Source organism: Methanofollis sp., assembly GCF_028702905.1.
Classification (GTDB): Archaea; Halobacteriota; Methanomicrobia; order Methanomicrobiales; family Methanofollaceae; genus Methanofollis.
In genome coordinates, this window is sequence record NZ_JAQVNX010000002.1 from 1 (window position 1) to 14,861 (window position 14,861).

Consider the following 14,861-nt stretch of genomic DNA (forward strand, 5'->3'; position numbering starts at 1 on the left):
CGGGCATCGACCACTGGATCGCCTTTTCCCTCCTCGCCTTCATCGGCGGGAGGATGGTCATTGAAGGCCTCAAAGGCGAGGACGGGAAGGAGATCGCCTTCGGCAGCGCCGCCGTCCTCCTCATGCTCGCCGTCGCGACCTCCATCGACTCCCTTGCCGTCGGCCTCTCCTTTGCCGCCCTGGGGTCGCCGATCCTCCTGCCCTCCGTCATCATCGGGGTCGTCACCGCCCTCCTCTCCCTCGGCGGTTTCTGGTTCGGGACGGTCTTCGGGGCTGAGAACCGGGAGCGTGCCGAGATCGTCGGCGGGGTCATCCTCATCCTGATCGGCCTGCGGGTGCTTGCCGACCACCTCCTCATCTGATCCGGCAGCCCCCCACCCCCTTCTTCTCGTAGTACCGCTGGTGGTACTCTTCGGCGCGGAAGAACGGCCCTCTCGGCACGATCCCGGTGACGACGGGCCGGGGAATTTTTCCTGAATGTTCCAGCCTCTCCCGCGATGCCAGTGCTTCCCGCTCCTGATCAGGTGTCACAAAAAAGATCGCGGAGCGGTACTGGGTGCCCATGTCAGGCCCCTGCCTGTCCTTCGTCGTCGGGTCGTGGATCGTCCAGAAGACGTCGAGAAGGTCGGCATACCCTACCTCTTCCGGGTCAAAGACCACCTCCACGGTCTCGGCATGCCCTGTCCTCCCTGTGCAGACCTCCTCATAGGTCGGGTCTTCCGTTCTGCCCCCCATGAACCCGACCGCGGTCTCCACCACGCCCTTCACCTTCCTGAACGCCGCCTCCACGCCCCAGAAGCACCCGGCCGCAAAGTAGGCGCGTTCATAGTGTTTCTCTCCGGCCATGCCCTCCGGTGGAGGGGGAGGGGGATAAGGGTTTGGAGGGAGGGGGAGTCGTGGGATCCCGCAATCCCGTCTCGCGTCAGAAAGTGGGGGATCCGAAAGTCTCAGACCTCTTGTTAGAAGCGTGGATCCACTGCCTTCCCCATACTGCCCGCCGGGGGTTTCATCGAAAATCAAAGATTTTCTCAAGCTCCCTTTGGTCGCATTCCCCGGACCCCCAAGTTAGGATAGGACGGGAAAGACAGAACAGGGAAGTTGGGGGGAGATTGCTCTCCGCCCCCCGGTGGAGATCACCAGTACAACGCCTTCCCCCGGCACGACCACCCCCCTTAAGTACCCCCGCCCCCATCCCTCCCCGTGACACCCCGCCACGACCCCGTCCCCTGGCCGACCAGCCCTGCCGACGCCCTCGCCCTCCAGAAGGAACTGCGCAGCCAGGTGGTTCCCGCGGGGTCGCCTGAACCGATCCGTATCGCCGGCCTCGACGCGGCGTACTCGGCCGACGGCAGGACGGTCTTCGGGGCGGCCGCGGCCCTCGCCTGCCCCTCTCTCAGGTTCATCGAAGGGGCGACCGCCGCAGTGCCGGTGACGTTCCCCTACATCCCCGGCCTCTTCGCCTTCAGGGAGGGGCCCGCCCTCCTCGCCGCCCTCGACCGGTTATCCTCCAGCCCCGACCTCCTGATGGTCCACGGCCACGGCACCGCCCACCCGCGGCGGTGCGGGATCGCCTCACATATCGGCGTCGTCACCGGCATCCCCTCGATCGGCGTCGCGGACACCCTCCTCTGCGGCGAGGCCGGAGAACCGGGCGCACCTCGGGGGGCGACGGCGCCGGTGACGGAGAAGGGCGAGACGATCGGGTGTGCGGTGCGGACCAGCCCCTGCGTCAGGCCGGTCTATGTCTCCCCCGGCCACCTCATCGACATCGCCGGGGCCGTCAGGATAGTCCTCCGGACCGCACCCCGCTTCCGCACACCCGAACCCCTGCGGGCCGCCCACCGCCTCGCCGCCCTCGCCCGGGAGACGGTGGCATGCCGCTGAAGGAAGATTCATATCCGAAGATGCCAACAAGGGCGTATGGAGACGGAAGAGGAGAAACAGGAGGGCCATACCCGAAAAGAGACCATCAGGGTCTCCGGCATGCACTGCGCCACCTGCGCCCTCACCATCGAGAAAGCCCTGCAGAATGTGGAGGGGGTGAAGGAGGCCTCGGTGAACATCGGCACAGAACAGGCCTCCGTGGAGTACGACCCGGCGAAGGTGAGCGCCACCGAGATCGAGAGGGCCGTCGCGGACGCGGGCTACGCCGTCGTCACCGGCAGGGCCACCCTCAAGGTCGGCGGCATGATGTGCGCCACCTGCGTGAAGACGATCGAGACGGCCCTGCAGGCCCTGCCCGGCGTCGTCTCGGCCACCGTCAACCTCGGGGCGGAGAGGGCCTATGTTGTCTACAACCCCGACACCGTCGGCATCCCTGAGATGAAGGCGGCGATCGAGGACGCCGGCTACCAGTACCTCGGCATGGAGGGAGAGGAGACGGGCGAGATCGAGAAGAAGGCCCGCGAGGCCGACCTTCGGGACAAGCGCCGTCGCATCATCGTCGGCGCCGTCGCCTCCGCGGTCTTGATGGGGCTGATGTTCGCGATGCCCCCCCTGCCCGTGGCGATGCCCTACCTCCTCCTCGTCATCGCCACCCCGCCCTTCATCTACCTCTCCTGGCCGATCTTTCTCGGCGCCTGGCGGGCCCTGAAGAACCGGACCCTGAACATGGACGTCATGTACGCGATGGGCATCGGCGTCGCCTTCGCGGCCTCGGTCCTCGGCACCTTCGGGATCGTCCTCACCACCGACTTCCTCTTCTACGAGACCGCCGTGATGCTCGCCACCTTCCTCACCCTCGGCCGGTACCTGGAGGCGCGGGCGAAGGGGCGGACGGGCGAGGCGATCGCCGCCCTCGTCCGCCTGCGGCCGAAGACCGCCACCGTCCTCGCGGACGGGAAGGAGGAAGAGAAACCGATCGAAGAGGTCAGGCCCGGTGACATCGTCCTCGTCAGGCCGGGCGGGCAGGTGCCTGTCGACGGCACGGTCAGGAAAGGCGAGAGTTATGTGGACGAGTCGATGATCAGCGGCGAGCCCCTCCCTGTCGGGAAAGAGCCCGGGGGAAAAGTCGTCGGCGGCACCATCAACCAGGACGGCGTTCTCGAGGTCGAGGCCACGCGGGTGGGCAGGGACACCGTCCTCGCCCGGATCATCAGGCTCGTCGAGGAGGCGCAGGGTACCAGGCCCCCTGTCCAGAGGATCGCGGACACCGCCGTCACCTACTTCATCCCGGCGGTCCTCGTCATCGCCGCGGCCGCCTTCCTCACCTGGTACTTTGTCTTCGACTCAACCCTCCTCTTTGCCCTCACCACTCTCATCTCGGTCCTCGTCGTCGCCTGCCCCTGCGCCCTCGGCCTTGCGACCCCGACCGCGATCACCGTCGGCGTCGGCCGGGGTGCCGAACTCGGCATCCTGATCAAGAGCGGCGAGGCTCTGGAGTCGGCCGAGAACCTCACCACCGTCGCCTTCGACAAGACCGGCACCCTGACGAAGGGGAAACCGGAGGTCACCGACGTCGTCGGCCTGGCCGCGGAGAGGGACGAGGTGCTCGCCCTTGCCGCGGGCGTGGAGAGGAACTCGCAGCACCCGGTCGCCACGGCCATCGTCAGGTCCGCCGGCGAGCAGGACATCACAATCCCGGAGAGCACGGCCTTCGACACCGTCCGGGGGAAGGGCGTCATCGCCGTCGTCGAGGGCAGGCAGGTCGCCCTCGGCAACAGGGCCCTCCTCGCGGAGAGGATGATCACGCCTTCCGTCGATGCGGTGGAAGCGGCGGAACGCCTTGAAGAGGAGGGGAAGACCGTCTCCTTCCTCGCGGCCGACGGCAGGGTGCTCGGCGTCCTCGCCGTCGCCGACACCCTGAAGCCCACGGCCATGCAGGCGGTCGCCGACCTGAAAAAGATGGGCCTCTCCATCGTGATGGTCACCGGGGACAACGAGAGGACGGCCCATGCCATCGCCGGCATGATCGGGATCGACCGCGTCCTCGCCGAGGTCCTCCCGGACGAGAAGGCCGCCGAGGTGAGGGCCCTCCAGGACCGGGGCGACAGGGTCGCCTTCGTCGGCGACGGCATCAACGACGCCCCGGCCCTCGCCCAGGCCGACCTCGGCATCGCCATCGGCAGCGGGACCGACGTCGCCATCGAGAGCGGGGACGTGGTGCTCGTCAAAGACGACCTGACAGACGTGCCCGCGGCGATCCAGCTCTCCCGGAAGACGATCGGCCGGGTGAAGATGAACCTCTTCTGGGCCTTCGCCTACAATGCTGCCCTCATCCCGGTGGCGGCCGGCGTCCTGTACCCCGCCTTCGGCATCACCTTCAGGCCCGAACTCGCCGGCCTCGCCATGGCCGCGAGTTCTGTCACCGTCGTGACCCTCTCCCTCCTCCTCAAAGGATATATGCCGGAGGCGAAAAGAGGGGAGACGGAGGAAAGAGGCATGGAGATCGATCCGGTCTGCAAGATGAAGGTCGACCCGACGACCGCCCGGCACACGAGCGATTACAAGGGGAAGAAGTATTACTTCTGTGCACCGGGGTGCAAGAAGGCGTTCGAGGCAGAGCCAGAGAAGTACCTGGAAGGTTGAGGAGGAGAGGAGGGCCTCTCCTCCTCTATCCGCATGATTACGAGGACAGCCCCGGACTTTTATTCATTTCCTTTCGATGGAGACTACTGTTTTGATTGAGGGGAGAGCGGAGGGTTCATTACCCGAACACGAGGATTACAACAGAGTCGAGATAAAATCCTATTCTCAGAAATCAGGATTGAATCTGTAGATCCCGTTCTTATCATAGGCCATGACCATCCCTACAGACTCATCCCGGTGATCGAAGACCCACCACTGCCTTGTATGCTTATCGAAGGCCTGAGAGTAATCTTTCGGGAGGGGACCCGAGATAGGGCCTGCAACCCAGACTTTTGCACCGCAATATCCTCTGATGATCTGATCTTTTTCCTCATCGACAAGGAAATAGAAAGAGAGATTGTTTTTCATGAACTCAACCCTGACATAGGGTCGGTCGAGGACTTCGTCGTTGAATTCCTGCCTGACCGAGGTGATGTTCCAGCCGTGATCGAGGAGGAGACCGGCGCGGGAGTCGGGGAGGACCGTCGAGACCGTCGAGGTCAGGTTCGCCGTGAAGAGTTCGGGGTCGTTGATCTCGATTGCGGAGAGGTCGACTGCAACGTCGTTGTGGTGGAGTACAGGAAGCGTCGGCGTCTCGTTCACTGGAACCGCGGTCGGTGGAGGGGTCGAGGTGCAGCCCGAGCAGGCGATGAGCGTGATGAGGGCCAGAAAAGTCAGAAACTGGATCTTAACTTGATCTGTCATTGCTATCCTCTGAATAACTAAAAGTCGGGATTGAGATAGTAGATCCCGTTTTGATCGTAGATCATGACATCGCCGTCCCACCCACCATTTCGGTGATCGAAGACATACATACGCCTTGTACTCTTATCCAGTGCCTGGGAGTAATCTTTCGGGAGGGGACCCGAGATAGGGCCTGCAACCCAGACCTCTGCCCCGCAATATCCTCCAATCACTCGTCCCTCTTCCTCGTCCACCATGATATAGAAAGAGAGTCCGTTCTTCATGAACTCGACCAGTACATACGGTCGTTCAAGGACTTCTTCGTCGAATTCCTGCCTGACCGAGGTGATACTCCACCCGTGATCGAGGAGGAGACCGGCGCGGGAGTCGGGGAGGACGGTCGTGATCGTCGAGGTCAGGTTTGCCGTGAAGAGTTCGGGGTCGTTGATCTCGATCCCGGCGAGGTCGATCGCAACGTTGTTGTGGTAGAGTACAGGAAGCGTCGGCGTCTCGTTCACCGGTACCTCAGTCGGTGGAGGGGTCGAGGTGCACCCCGAGCAAACAAGGAGTACGATGAGAATCAGGGAGGCCAGGAAACAAGGTGTGATTTGATGTGCCATCGATATCCCTCTGCTCGTCAAAAATCAGGATCAAGATAGTAGATATCATTTTTATCATAAATCATGACTTCTTTATCCTCGACAAAAACTGATATACCATTTTTTGTGTAGACTGTCACCTCGTCATTATCACTCCACGTTCCATTCCGATAGTCATAGACATACAACCGCCTCGTGTGCTTATCAAAAGACTGCGAGTAATCTTTCGGGAGGGGACCCGAGATAGGGCCTGCAACCCAGACTTTTGCACCGCAATATCCTCTGATGATCTGATCTTTTTCCTCATCGACAAGGAAATAGAAAGAGAGATTGTTTTTCATGAACTCAACCCTGACATAGGGTCGGTCGAGGACTTCTTCGTCGAATTCCTGCCTGACTGAGGTGATGTTCCAGCCGTGATCGAGGAGGAGACCGGCGCGGGAGTCTGAGAGGACAGTCAAGATCGTCGAGGTCAGGTTTGCCGTGAAGAGTTCAGGGTCTCTGACCTCGATCCCGGTGAGGTCGACCGCAACGTCGTTGTGGTGGAGTACAGGAAGCGTCGGCGTCTCGTTCACTGGAACCGCGGTCGGTGGAGGGGTCGAGGTGCAGCCCGAGCAGACGACGAGAAGCAGGACCAGAAAAAATGGGGAAAGAAGTCTCTTCATGCACATGCCCTCCAGAGGATCAACAATAATCGGTACGAAGCCGTACGCGCGATGGATTTTGCTGAATATCCACATAACAACTATTGATAATCTCTCGTGGCGCGAACCTCGAATAAGATGCTTCTAAATCGATACTCATTTGCTGTCCTGAAGCCTTATAGGACATATCATGGAAGAGTATATTGCCGGGTAAATCATTAATATCGTCAACGTTCCATCCTTCCAGAACACAGGCTGCTGTATTTCGACGTTGTGGCCCGTTGACGCAATCCGTCGTTATCGAACTATACTCGCCAGATGTGTAGTCCTGAAGCACAATAGACCACATGCGACTGGACTCACTCCAGTAAATACGACCTTTTATTTGATCCCCTGTATTTGTATTGATATATGGTCCTATTATCGTATCACCATTTTGAAGATCTGTCGTGTCACATGCCCACGCTGCGCCCTGCCACCGGTAATTATACTCGATAACAGGTTGAAGTAAGAACTTCGTGTCCACGGGTTCAATGCCATTAAAAAGATAAATTCTCTCGTTATATCCATCAAGGGAAGGCGGCGCGGTAGGAACGTCCCAGTACGCGGTATACTCAGAGATATATTCCGCAGATTTATCTTGCGCACATTCCAGCCAGTCATTGCCAACCCAACCCCTGACAGCATTGTCTGTGCCCTGATTCGCAGATGAACACTCGTCTATGATCAGAAGAATCAGTTCATCCTCAGGGGAGAGGACATAGATTCTATCACCACGATGATAGACCCTTGAATCATTCGGAACCTCGTGAACTCGTGTACATGATTTTTCAATACCGGCAGGTGTCGGAACACTTTTTGATCGATCATCGCTGACGGACAGCAGGTGAATACCATTATTATCAAAGACTCGTGTGATTCCATCATTTGAGTGAACAATCACCGAACCAAAGGGGATCCCATATTTTTCATCATCTCTGTTTTTCGTTTCAGATTGAAGATTTACTTCAGATTGAGGACTTAATGTGCCGGAAATGGTAATAGTCTCAATCGACTCGTTCTCCTTCAAACAAGGAAGAGTATATGTACTGAGATCAACACTTTCCCCATTTTCTTCTGCGCTTACCGGCGACACACATACCGCACCCATCAGAAGCATCGTGATGAGCAGGGAACACATCGCCAGGCTCTTCATTTTTTTCATTCGTCTGTTACCTCCGTGAATCTGTCCCGGAAGCAACAACAGAATCGATAAATACCAATACAGCAAAGAATCCGTCTGCCTCCGGGCTAAGGTGGAATCCCATCTGCGGTTGGACGTCGGAGGTGGGATCCCGCCGGAACACCTTTTCTGTGTCCCTGGCAGAGGATATGTCGACGGCATATATACTTGTTATGGCATAATCGTCTATCTATCATTTTATTGCAAAAAGACAGTCCGGAAATGGGGTCATGGACGGATATCACTCTCCACACCATCCCATACTCACAACCGTCTCCTCAGCAACTGATAAATCTGCGAGGGAGGTCGAGGTATGAGAATCATACGGACAACCGGCACGTTCAAAAGTACCCTTCGGCCTTCAGGCACACACCCGGAAGACGTCATCACCAAACACCTCCTCCCGGACGATTGATACGCTGACGAGAATATAATCCTCTCAAAGATTCGATTAAACAGATATAATCGGATAATATCACGAAATCTCGAAAATATTCTGCAAAGAAATATACTTTTAAGTAGAGGGGAACACAAATAGAGAAGCAATTCATTCCATGGGTGATATAGGGGTTGACCAGAACATTTGTGCCAAAAAGGGTGTTTTTTACCTGCGGCGTGGGGCGGGACTCCGAGTACCTCGGGTCCTTTGAGATGGCTCTCAGGGCGGCGAAGATCGAGTGTTACAATCTCGTGACAGTCAGTTCGATCCTCCCGCCAAAGTGCCGGATCATCCCGCGTGAGGAAGGTCTTCTCGACCTCGAACCCGGGAGCGTCGTCTTCACGGTGATGTCCAGGATCGCCTCCAACGAACCCCACCGCAGGATCTCCGCATCGATCGGGGTCGCAATCCCCCAGAACATGGAAGATGAATGGGGTTACTTCGCCGAACACCATGCATTCGGTGACGACAAGGAAAAGGCCGGGCAGTACGCCGAGCACCTCGCGTACAAGATGTACGAGAGCATCACCGACAAAACCCCGGAAAAAACTTTAAATATCACTGAAAGTGCAATCGTGGACGAGGACGGCAGATGGACGACCGTCCTTGCGGCCGCAGTCTTCCTCATGGAGTAATATATGACGTCACGTACACGCGCCCACCACACCATCTGTCCGTATTGCAACGAAGAGGTCTATCTCGAGGAGTTGATCGGAGGGAAGTGCCCCCTCTGCGGCGGCACCCTCGAAGACCCGGAGGACGACATCGAGGTCGATGAGGACGGCATCGAGCGCTCCGACCTCTCGTGGCTCATCTGCCACTACTTCCTCTTTAAGAAACTGGACGAACTCGGCGCAAACCCCCTCCAGATCATGCAGGTGATCCAGAAGTTCGACGAGGAGGACATCTTCGGGGAGGACGCCACGGCGACTACCTCTTTCGAGGTTGAAGTCCCGTTCCGCCGCCTGGAACGTATCATACCCAGACGCTGCACTTCCTGCGGCAAACTCTTCGTCAAGGGCGGGAAAAAAGTGATTGCAGGGGATGCCGGCAGGCCGGGTTTCACCGTCGCCTACCACTGCCCCCACTGCTCTCAGTAAGTCCGGGCAATTACCGTCGACGTGCCGGGGCGGCCGCAGACAATGCAGCGCCCCTCCGTCTTCGTGACATGCGGGCTCCTGACCTCAGTGCCGAGGACACTCGCATTCGTCTCTTTTTCGATTCTTTCCGCACACGCCTCGTCGCCGCACCAGTGCACGACGGCGATGCCTGTCTGGACTGCCTGAATCGCCTCGTCGACACTCTCCGCGGGGACGATATGGGAGGTGAGGAAGGCCTCGGCCTTCTCCCGCAGGCGCAGGGAGAACGCCGCACAGATCTCGGGGATGCGCACGACGATCTCGTCGCGCTTCACCGCCATCTTCTCGCCGTCCCGCGTGGCGACGACGACCGTGCCGGCATCCAGGTCGCGGGGGCCGACCTCGATGCGCAGGGGTACGCCCCGCATCTCCCAGTGGTAATATTTCGCACCAGGCCGCATATCGCGGTCGTCCACCTTCACCCTGATGCCCGAGGCCTCAAGTTCGTCTTTCAGGGCCGCGGCCGCGGCTACGACCTCATCGGCCCGCTTCTTCATGATGATCGGGATGATCACCGCCTGCACGGGCGCCACCTTCGGCGGAAGGATCAGGCCCTTGTCGTCGCCGTGGACACCGATCGTCGCCGCGATGCACCGTTCCGAGATACCGTAGCAGGTCTGGGAGACGAACTGCCTCTCGCCGTTCGCGTCCTCGTAGGTGATATCGTAGGTCTTCGAGAAGTGATCGCCGAGGTGGTGGGCGGTCCCGACCTGGAGGGTCCGGCCGTCAGGCATCAGGGCGTCCACGGCCATCGTGTAGTCGGCGCCCGGGAACTTGTCCCAGTCAGGCCGCTTCGAGATGATCACCGGGATGCCGAGGTCGTCGTAGAAACGCGTGTACAGGGAGAGGGCGATCTCGACCTGGGCCGCGGCCTCCTCCCAGGTTGCATGGGCCGTGTGCGCCTCCTTGAAGGAGGTGATCTCGCGGAGGCGGATCAGGGGCCTCGTGTGCTTCGTTTCGTACCTGAAGGTATTGACGATCTGGTACACCTTGAGGGGCAGGTCGGCATGCGACCTGACCCAGAGGGAGAACATCGGGTAGATCGCTGTCTCGCTCGTCGGCCTGAGGGCAAGCGGGATGTCGAGTTCTGACAGGCCGCCGTGGGTGACCCAGTAGACCTCGTCCTCGAAGCCCTTGATGTGCTCGGCCTCCTTCATGAACTCGGTTTTGGGGATGAGGAGAGGGAAGAGAGTCTCTTCATGGCCAGACCTGTCCAGGAGGTCGCGGAGGATTGCATAGGTGTGGCGCCGCAGGCCGAAGCCAAATGGGTACCAGACGTACAGGCCCTTGACCGGGTACCTGACGTCCATGATCTCGGCACGCCAGAGCACGTCATTATACCAGGCGGAAAAGTCGGATTTTAGGGGAAGTGAACCGCTCTCTTCTTCCATGAAAGTAACCTCAAACTACTAAATGTAGGAGTGCGGGCGTTATAAAGGCCTCTATAATAGCCGCCACGGCAAGAAGGGGCACGACAATGCGGAGAAAGAGGCCACCCAACCGGGCGGCATCGGCCGCCGCGTCCCCCTGCCCCCTGGCGTCGGCAAAGACGGAACGGGCAAGTGCGAGGCCGAAGGCCGCGGCGATGAAGATGGCCGGGATTTCGAAGATCCCGTGAGGGGCGAGCCCTGCAAGGAGGCCGAGAGGTCCGACCTTCTCCGCGATCTGGTCGGCAAAGAGGCCGATCACGAGGCCGTTCGAGAAGAGGATGAAGAAGGTCAGGAGGCCGAAAGTGGCGCCGCCAAGGAAGAGGAGGACGCAGGCCTGCAGGTTGTTCAGGAAAATCTTCACGGCGAGCATGACAGGACTGTCGCCGAGGATCTGGGAGAAGACACCCTCCATGATCGTCTTCAGGATCTGGTCTGCCGCCGGGTCTCCCGAGGCGGCGAGGCCGTAGCCCGCGGCGATGCCGACAGAGAAGATGACGACCGTCGCGGCAAGATAGGGGAGGAACTCCCGCCTAGACATAGATCACCATCCTCATCATGTCCCTGATACCGGGCGCCATACCGACGACGATCATCGCAAGGATCACCAGGTGCCAGAAGGCGGGGTTCCCCTCCTTCCGGTACATTTCAAGGACATATATCGCGGGGATGATCACGGCGAGTTTCAAGGGGAACATCGAAAAGGCCGTCCCTGTCCACTCGATCAGGTGGGAGCCGACGACATGCTGCTCCACATAAGCCATGGGGTGGAGGTCGATCCCGAAACTCGTGGCGCTCGCGTCGAGCATGTGGCCGGCGATGAGGAGAGTGTACAGGGGGTCAGCGACATACTCCCAGTGGAGGACGTACCTGAGGAAGCCCCACACCGCCGCGGTCGAGACCGCGGCCATCGCCGGGATCGCAATGAGGACGACGAGGTCGATCCTGGTGTTGACCGCACCCCACCCAAGGAGGAGAAGGGCGGTCGCAGCCGAAAGAGCGATGCCGATCCACCCGTAGACCCGTATCGAGTCGGCGACAAGGCCCTTCACCTCCAGAATACGGGAGAGGAAGAGGGCGATAACGGTGATGAAAAAGACCACGAAGAAGATGATGGGCGTGATCAGGAGGATACGGGCGTCCGACATGATCATCCCGGTGTCCTCGACGACCCGTAGAAGCCCGCCGAGCACGACGAAGGGGATCGTCGAGAGGACGAAACGCCGGTCGACCTCGATCCCGAAACGGCGGAGGCCGCGATAGACGAGCCAGACCGAAAAGATGAGGATGAGGGCGTAGGTGAGCGTATCGACGATCGTGTACGGCTGGCCGTACCTGATCGGATCGATGTAGTATTTGTAGAGGAACTCCCTAATCATCTGTGATCTCAATGGACGGAGAGGATATTAAAGTACTCAGGGAGAAGGTCTTTGACAAGTCCAGATGGATGCAGCTCCCCAGAGACATCCTCATCGGGCATAACGTCCTCAGGGAGATACCCTCGGTTTGCAAGGACCTCTGTTTCGGCTCCAATGCCCTCCTTATCGCCGGAGAACATACGATGGCCGTTGCCGGAGACGAGATCGTCTCCCTCCTCGCAGACACCTGCGATGTGAAGACCTGCATCGTCGGTTCGAACACCCCGGCCGACATCGCACGGATCGAGAGGGAAGGTGCCGGCGCCGACTTCATCATCGGGGTCGGCGGCGGGCGGGTGATCGACACGGCAAAGATCGTCTCGTACAACCTGGACCGCCAGTTCATCTCGGTCCCGACGGCCGCTGCCCACGATGGCATCGCCTCGTCGCGGGCAAGCATCCCGACCCCTGAGGGGAGCGTCTCCCTGAGCGCCCACCCTCCCATCGCGGTCGTGGCCGACACCGGGATCATCGCCGCCGCACCCCCCCGCCTCCTTGCCGCAGGGTGCGCCGACATCATCTCGAACTACACCGCGATCCTGGACTGGGAACTCGCCCACCGCCTGCGGGGAGAACCCATCTCCGAGTACGCGATGGCCCTCTCGAAGATGACCGCCGAGATCATCGTGAAAAACGCCGACGTGATCAGCGGCCTGACCGAGGAAAGCGCCTGGATCGTCATGAAGGCCCTCGTCTCCTCGGGCGTTGCCATGAGCATCGCGGGATCGTCCAGGCCTGCGAGCGGCGGCGAGCACAAGTTCTCCCACGCCCTCGACCGGATCGCGCCGGGGAAGGCGCTCCACGGGGAACAGTGCGGCGTCGGGGCGATCATCACGATGTACCTCCACGGCGGGGACTGGCGGTGGATACGGGACTCGCTGAAGAGGATCGGGGCGCCGACAACGCCTGCTGAACTCGGGATCGACGACGCAACCGCGGTCGAGGCGGTCCTTGCGGCACGCACCATCAGGCCCGAACGTTTCACCATCCTGGACATGGGCCTCTCGAAAGAGAGTGCCGAACGGATCATCAGGATGCTGTACGAGGAGTGATATGGTATGGCAGAAACAAAACCGAAAGTGACCCTGATTGGGAAATGCCTGGCAGAGAAAGGACTCGAATTCGTGTACGAGGGGCAGCTGGCCGTGTGCCAGACCTGCAAACTCCTGAAGGTGTGCCACAACCTCCAGCCGGGAAAAAAATACCAGATCGTCGAGATACGGAAGAACACCGATCAGGACTGCCCTATCCACCGCGACGGCATCTGCGCCGTCGAGGTGATCGAGGCGCCGATCGTCACCCTCATCCCGGCAGACCGGGCGATCCTCAACTCGACTGTCAGGTATGAACCGGTCTGCACAAAGACCGACTGCCGGAGTTACCCTCTCTGCCACCCCGACGGCATCATCGAAGGGGAGAAGTACCTTGTCGCAAAGGTGCTCGGCAATGCCCCTGACGTCTGCGAGAAGGGAAAGAACCTGAAACTCGTCGAACTCAGGCCCGTCTGATCAGGCGTGCTCCGCGGCGGCCCAGAGCCGCTGTGCCAGGGCAAGGAGCTGGCCGGTGTGCCTGAAGCCCACGAGCCAGCGGTGGGGTATGGTGGAAAAACCGTAACAGGCGCCGGCAAGGGCCCCGGCGATCGCCCCGACCGTGTCCGCATCGCCCCCCAGGTTGACGGCCCGCAACACCGTTTTTTCAAAACCGTCCGCACTCATGAAGACGGCGACGGCGCAGTGCGTGGTCTGGACGGCGTCGAGAGAGGGTTCGAGGGGCCAGGCATGGAAGTTCCCGACCCTCTCCAGCACCTCCGGGTTCTCGCAGCGGTCGAGGGCATGACAGAAGGCGCTGACCTTCGGCGTCCCCCGGCACATCTCCGAGATCATCAGGTTCACGAAGGCCGAGCATTCACCGGCGACCGGGTCATGATGGGTGAGGGCCGAGCAGGCAAGGCTCACCTCTCGCACACGGACCGGCGCATAATAGATTCCGAGCGGTGGTCCACGCATCACGCTCCCGTTTGTCCTGCTCCCCCTGTTATGGATATGAGCGATCCGGGCAGCGTCTTCAGGGCTGAAACCCTCCTTGATGAGGGAGAAGACCATCCGCGAGGTGGGGCCGTAGTACTCCGGTGCGCGATCAAAACCCGTAATGAGGCGCCCTACAAAGTCTTCAGACAAAAAACCCCTGCAAAAGACGAGGGACTGGGCCAGCCCCACGGCCTGCAGGGTGTCGTCGGTATATTCGCCCCGTGTCATGCCGTGGATCCCTCCGCCGACCATATTTGTCACGGTTTTTTCCGGCGGCGGGAGGCCTTCGAGGGGCGCACCCAACGCGTCCCCCACTGCCAGCCCAAGGAGCGTGCCTGCTGCATTCTGGTAGGGGAATATAAACATCACCAATAAGTTATATCAACCTCCGAAAAAATGTATTTTTTGAAGTTAGGTGATTGCGTGCAGAAGGAAGAGTTGCTCCATTTACACATGTTGCTGATGCACATCAAGAAGTATTACGAGACCACCACAGGAGAGGAGGTCTACACCCCCGACTATGATGTGCTTCATGTATCCCCTGCCCATATCCACAAGAACAAGATCACTCATAAAAAAGCGATCCTCGCCCTTGGTGAAGACCTCGTTCACCAGCTGCGGACAACCCCACACCTCCACCAGCTGGAGAACATGCACGAAGCGACCACTAATGAGGTCGTAATGCAAGAACATTAA

Annotated in this window: 17 protein-coding genes; 8 read left to right on the plus strand and 9 right to left on the minus strand. The window is 59.7% G+C overall.

Annotation, left to right across the window (positions count from 1 at the left end):
- On the plus strand, window positions 1-362 hold a 362-nt coding region (locus PHP59_RS00445), incomplete at its 5' end, for a manganese efflux pump (RefSeq protein WP_300161933.1).
- Here PHP59_RS00445 and msrA read toward each other — a convergent pair.
- Entirely contained in the window at window positions 355-846 is a 492-nt protein-coding gene (msrA, locus tag PHP59_RS00450) for a peptide-methionine (S)-S-oxide reductase MsrA (RefSeq protein ID WP_300161936.1), read from the minus strand. The genes PHP59_RS00445 and msrA overlap by 8 nt on opposite strands.
- A gap of 354 nt (window positions 847-1,200) precedes the next feature.
- On the opposite strand from msrA, the gene PHP59_RS00455 reads away from it, so the two are divergent.
- Window positions 1,201-1,884 carry an endonuclease V gene (locus PHP59_RS00455; RefSeq protein ID WP_300161940.1) on the plus strand — a complete coding sequence of 228 codons (684 nt, stop codon included), beginning with the start codon at window positions 1,201-1,203 and terminating at the stop codon, window positions 1,882-1,884.
- Between the two features lie 36 nt (window positions 1,885-1,920).
- Complete coding sequence (locus PHP59_RS00460) at window positions 1,921-4,527, plus strand: heavy metal translocating P-type ATPase (RefSeq protein WP_300161943.1); 2,607 nt, start codon at window positions 1,921-1,923, stop codon at window positions 4,525-4,527.
- A 165-nt stretch (window positions 4,528-4,692) separates the two neighbouring features.
- Here PHP59_RS00460 and PHP59_RS00465 read toward each other — a convergent pair whose 3' ends face one another.
- From PHP59_RS00465 to PHP59_RS00480, 4 genes are read right to left on the minus strand one after another with little or no spacing between them, the layout of a single operon-like run.
- Window positions 4,693-5,271, minus strand: a complete 579-nt coding sequence (locus PHP59_RS00465; RefSeq protein WP_300161946.1) for a hypothetical protein — start codon at window positions 5,269-5,271, stop codon at window positions 4,693-4,695.
- A 17-nt stretch (window positions 5,272-5,288) separates the two neighbouring features.
- Window positions 5,289-5,870 (minus strand): hypothetical protein, encoded by a 582-nt coding sequence (locus PHP59_RS00470; protein WP_300161949.1) that lies wholly within the window; start codon window positions 5,868-5,870, stop codon window positions 5,289-5,291.
- Between the two features lie 17 nt (window positions 5,871-5,887).
- Entirely contained in the window at window positions 5,888-6,514 is a 627-nt protein-coding gene (locus tag PHP59_RS00475) for a hypothetical protein (protein ID WP_300161952.1), read from the minus strand.
- Window positions 6,515-6,533: 19 nt separating this feature from the next.
- The gene (locus tag PHP59_RS00480; RefSeq protein ID WP_300161955.1) at window positions 6,534-7,697 is read right to left on the minus strand and encodes a hypothetical protein; all 1,164 of its coding nucleotides are present in this window, start codon (window positions 7,695-7,697) and stop codon (window positions 6,534-6,536) included.
- Between the two features lie 603 nt (window positions 7,698-8,300).
- On the opposite strand from PHP59_RS00480, the gene PHP59_RS00485 reads away from it, so the two are divergent.
- Together PHP59_RS00485 and PHP59_RS00490 are read left to right on the plus strand one after the other, a co-directional pair.
- Complete coding sequence (locus PHP59_RS00485) at window positions 8,301-8,789, plus strand: arginine decarboxylase, pyruvoyl-dependent (RefSeq protein ID WP_366943692.1); 489 nt, start codon at window positions 8,301-8,303, stop codon at window positions 8,787-8,789.
- A 3-nt stretch (window positions 8,790-8,792) separates the two neighbouring features.
- A complete protein-coding gene (locus tag PHP59_RS00490; RefSeq protein WP_300161961.1) occupies window positions 8,793-9,254 on the plus strand; it encodes a hypothetical protein in 462 nt (153 codons plus the stop codon).
- On the opposite strand, the gene proS is transcribed toward PHP59_RS00490, so the two are convergent.
- From proS to PHP59_RS00505, 3 genes are read right to left on the minus strand one after another with little or no spacing between them, the layout of a single operon-like run.
- Window positions 9,248-10,684, minus strand: a complete 1,437-nt coding sequence (gene proS / locus PHP59_RS00495) for a proline--tRNA ligase (RefSeq protein ID WP_300161964.1) — start codon at window positions 10,682-10,684, stop codon at window positions 9,248-9,250. The genes PHP59_RS00490 and proS overlap by 7 nt on opposite strands.
- 10 nt (window positions 10,685-10,694) lie before the next feature.
- Window positions 10,695-11,261: a stage II sporulation protein M gene (locus tag PHP59_RS00500; RefSeq protein WP_300161967.1), complete on the minus strand. Its 567-nt coding sequence runs from the start codon at window positions 11,259-11,261 to the stop codon at window positions 10,695-10,697.
- Window positions 11,254-12,099, minus strand: a complete 846-nt coding sequence (locus PHP59_RS00505) for a DUF63 family protein (protein WP_300161970.1) — start codon at window positions 12,097-12,099, stop codon at window positions 11,254-11,256. The genes PHP59_RS00500 and PHP59_RS00505 overlap by 8 nt, the downstream gene beginning before the upstream one ends.
- An 11-nt stretch (window positions 12,100-12,110) precedes the next feature.
- Here PHP59_RS00505 and PHP59_RS00510 point away from each other — a divergent pair, with 11 nt between their 5' ends.
- Together PHP59_RS00510 and PHP59_RS00515 are read left to right on the plus strand one after the other, a co-directional pair.
- On the plus strand, window positions 12,111-13,190 hold the full coding sequence (locus PHP59_RS00510) for an NAD(P)-dependent glycerol-1-phosphate dehydrogenase (RefSeq protein ID WP_300161973.1): 1,080 nt from the start codon (window positions 12,111-12,113) through the stop codon (window positions 13,188-13,190).
- 6 nt (window positions 13,191-13,196) lie between these two features.
- Window positions 13,197-13,646 (plus strand): UPF0179 family protein, encoded by a 450-nt coding sequence (locus PHP59_RS00515; RefSeq protein ID WP_300161976.1) that lies wholly within the window; start codon window positions 13,197-13,199, stop codon window positions 13,644-13,646.
- Here PHP59_RS00515 and PHP59_RS00520 read toward each other — a convergent pair whose 3' ends face one another.
- On the minus strand, window positions 13,647-14,531 hold the full coding sequence (locus tag PHP59_RS00520; protein WP_300162152.1) for an ADP-ribosylglycohydrolase family protein: 885 nt from the start codon (window positions 14,529-14,531) through the stop codon (window positions 13,647-13,649).
- 30 nt (window positions 14,532-14,561) lie between these two features.
- On the opposite strand from PHP59_RS00520, the gene PHP59_RS00525 reads away from it, so the two are divergent.
- Complete coding sequence (locus PHP59_RS00525) at window positions 14,562-14,861, plus strand: UPF0058 family protein (protein WP_300161979.1); 300 nt, start codon at window positions 14,562-14,564, stop codon at window positions 14,859-14,861.

Coding starts and splice junctions, on each gene's coding strand:
- PHP59_RS00515 (WP_300161976.1), top strand. CDS start 13,197: ATGGCAGAAACAAAACCGAAAGTGACCCTGATTGGGAAATGCCTGGCA.
- PHP59_RS00475 (WP_300161952.1), bottom strand. CDS start 6,514: ATGAAGAGACTTCTTTCCCCATTTTTTCTGGTCCTGCTTCTCGTCGTC.
- proS (WP_300161964.1), bottom strand. CDS start 10,684: ATGGAAGAAGAGAGCGGTTCACTTCCCCTAAAATCCGACTTTTCCGCC.
- PHP59_RS00465 (WP_300161946.1), bottom strand. CDS start 5,271: ATGACAGATCAAGTTAAGATCCAGTTTCTGACTTTTCTGGCCCTCATC.
- PHP59_RS00470 (WP_300161949.1), bottom strand. CDS start 5,870: ATGGCACATCAAATCACACCTTGTTTCCTGGCCTCCCTGATTCTCATC.
- PHP59_RS00505 (WP_300161970.1), bottom strand. CDS start 12,099: ATGATTAGGGAGTTCCTCTACAAATACTACATCGATCCGATCAGGTAC.
- PHP59_RS00520 (WP_300162152.1), bottom strand. CDS start 14,531: ATGTTTATATTCCCCTACCAGAATGCAGCAGGCACGCTCCTTGGGCTG.
- msrA (WP_300161936.1), bottom strand. CDS start 846: ATGGCCGGAGAGAAACACTATGAACGCGCCTACTTTGCGGCCGGGTGC.
- PHP59_RS00460 (WP_300161943.1), top strand. CDS start 1,921: ATGGAGACGGAAGAGGAGAAACAGGAGGGCCATACCCGAAAAGAGACC.
- PHP59_RS00500 (WP_300161967.1), bottom strand. CDS start 11,261: ATGTCTAGGCGGGAGTTCCTCCCCTATCTTGCCGCGACGGTCGTCATC.
- PHP59_RS00480 (WP_300161955.1), bottom strand. CDS start 7,697: ATGAAAAAAATGAAGAGCCTGGCGATGTGTTCCCTGCTCATCACGATG.
- PHP59_RS00510 (WP_300161973.1), top strand. CDS start 12,111: ATGGACGGAGAGGATATTAAAGTACTCAGGGAGAAGGTCTTTGACAAG.
- PHP59_RS00490 (WP_300161961.1), top strand. CDS start 8,793: ATGACGTCACGTACACGCGCCCACCACACCATCTGTCCGTATTGCAAC.
- PHP59_RS00525 (WP_300161979.1), top strand. CDS start 14,562: ATGTATTTTTTGAAGTTAGGTGATTGCGTGCAGAAGGAAGAGTTGCTC.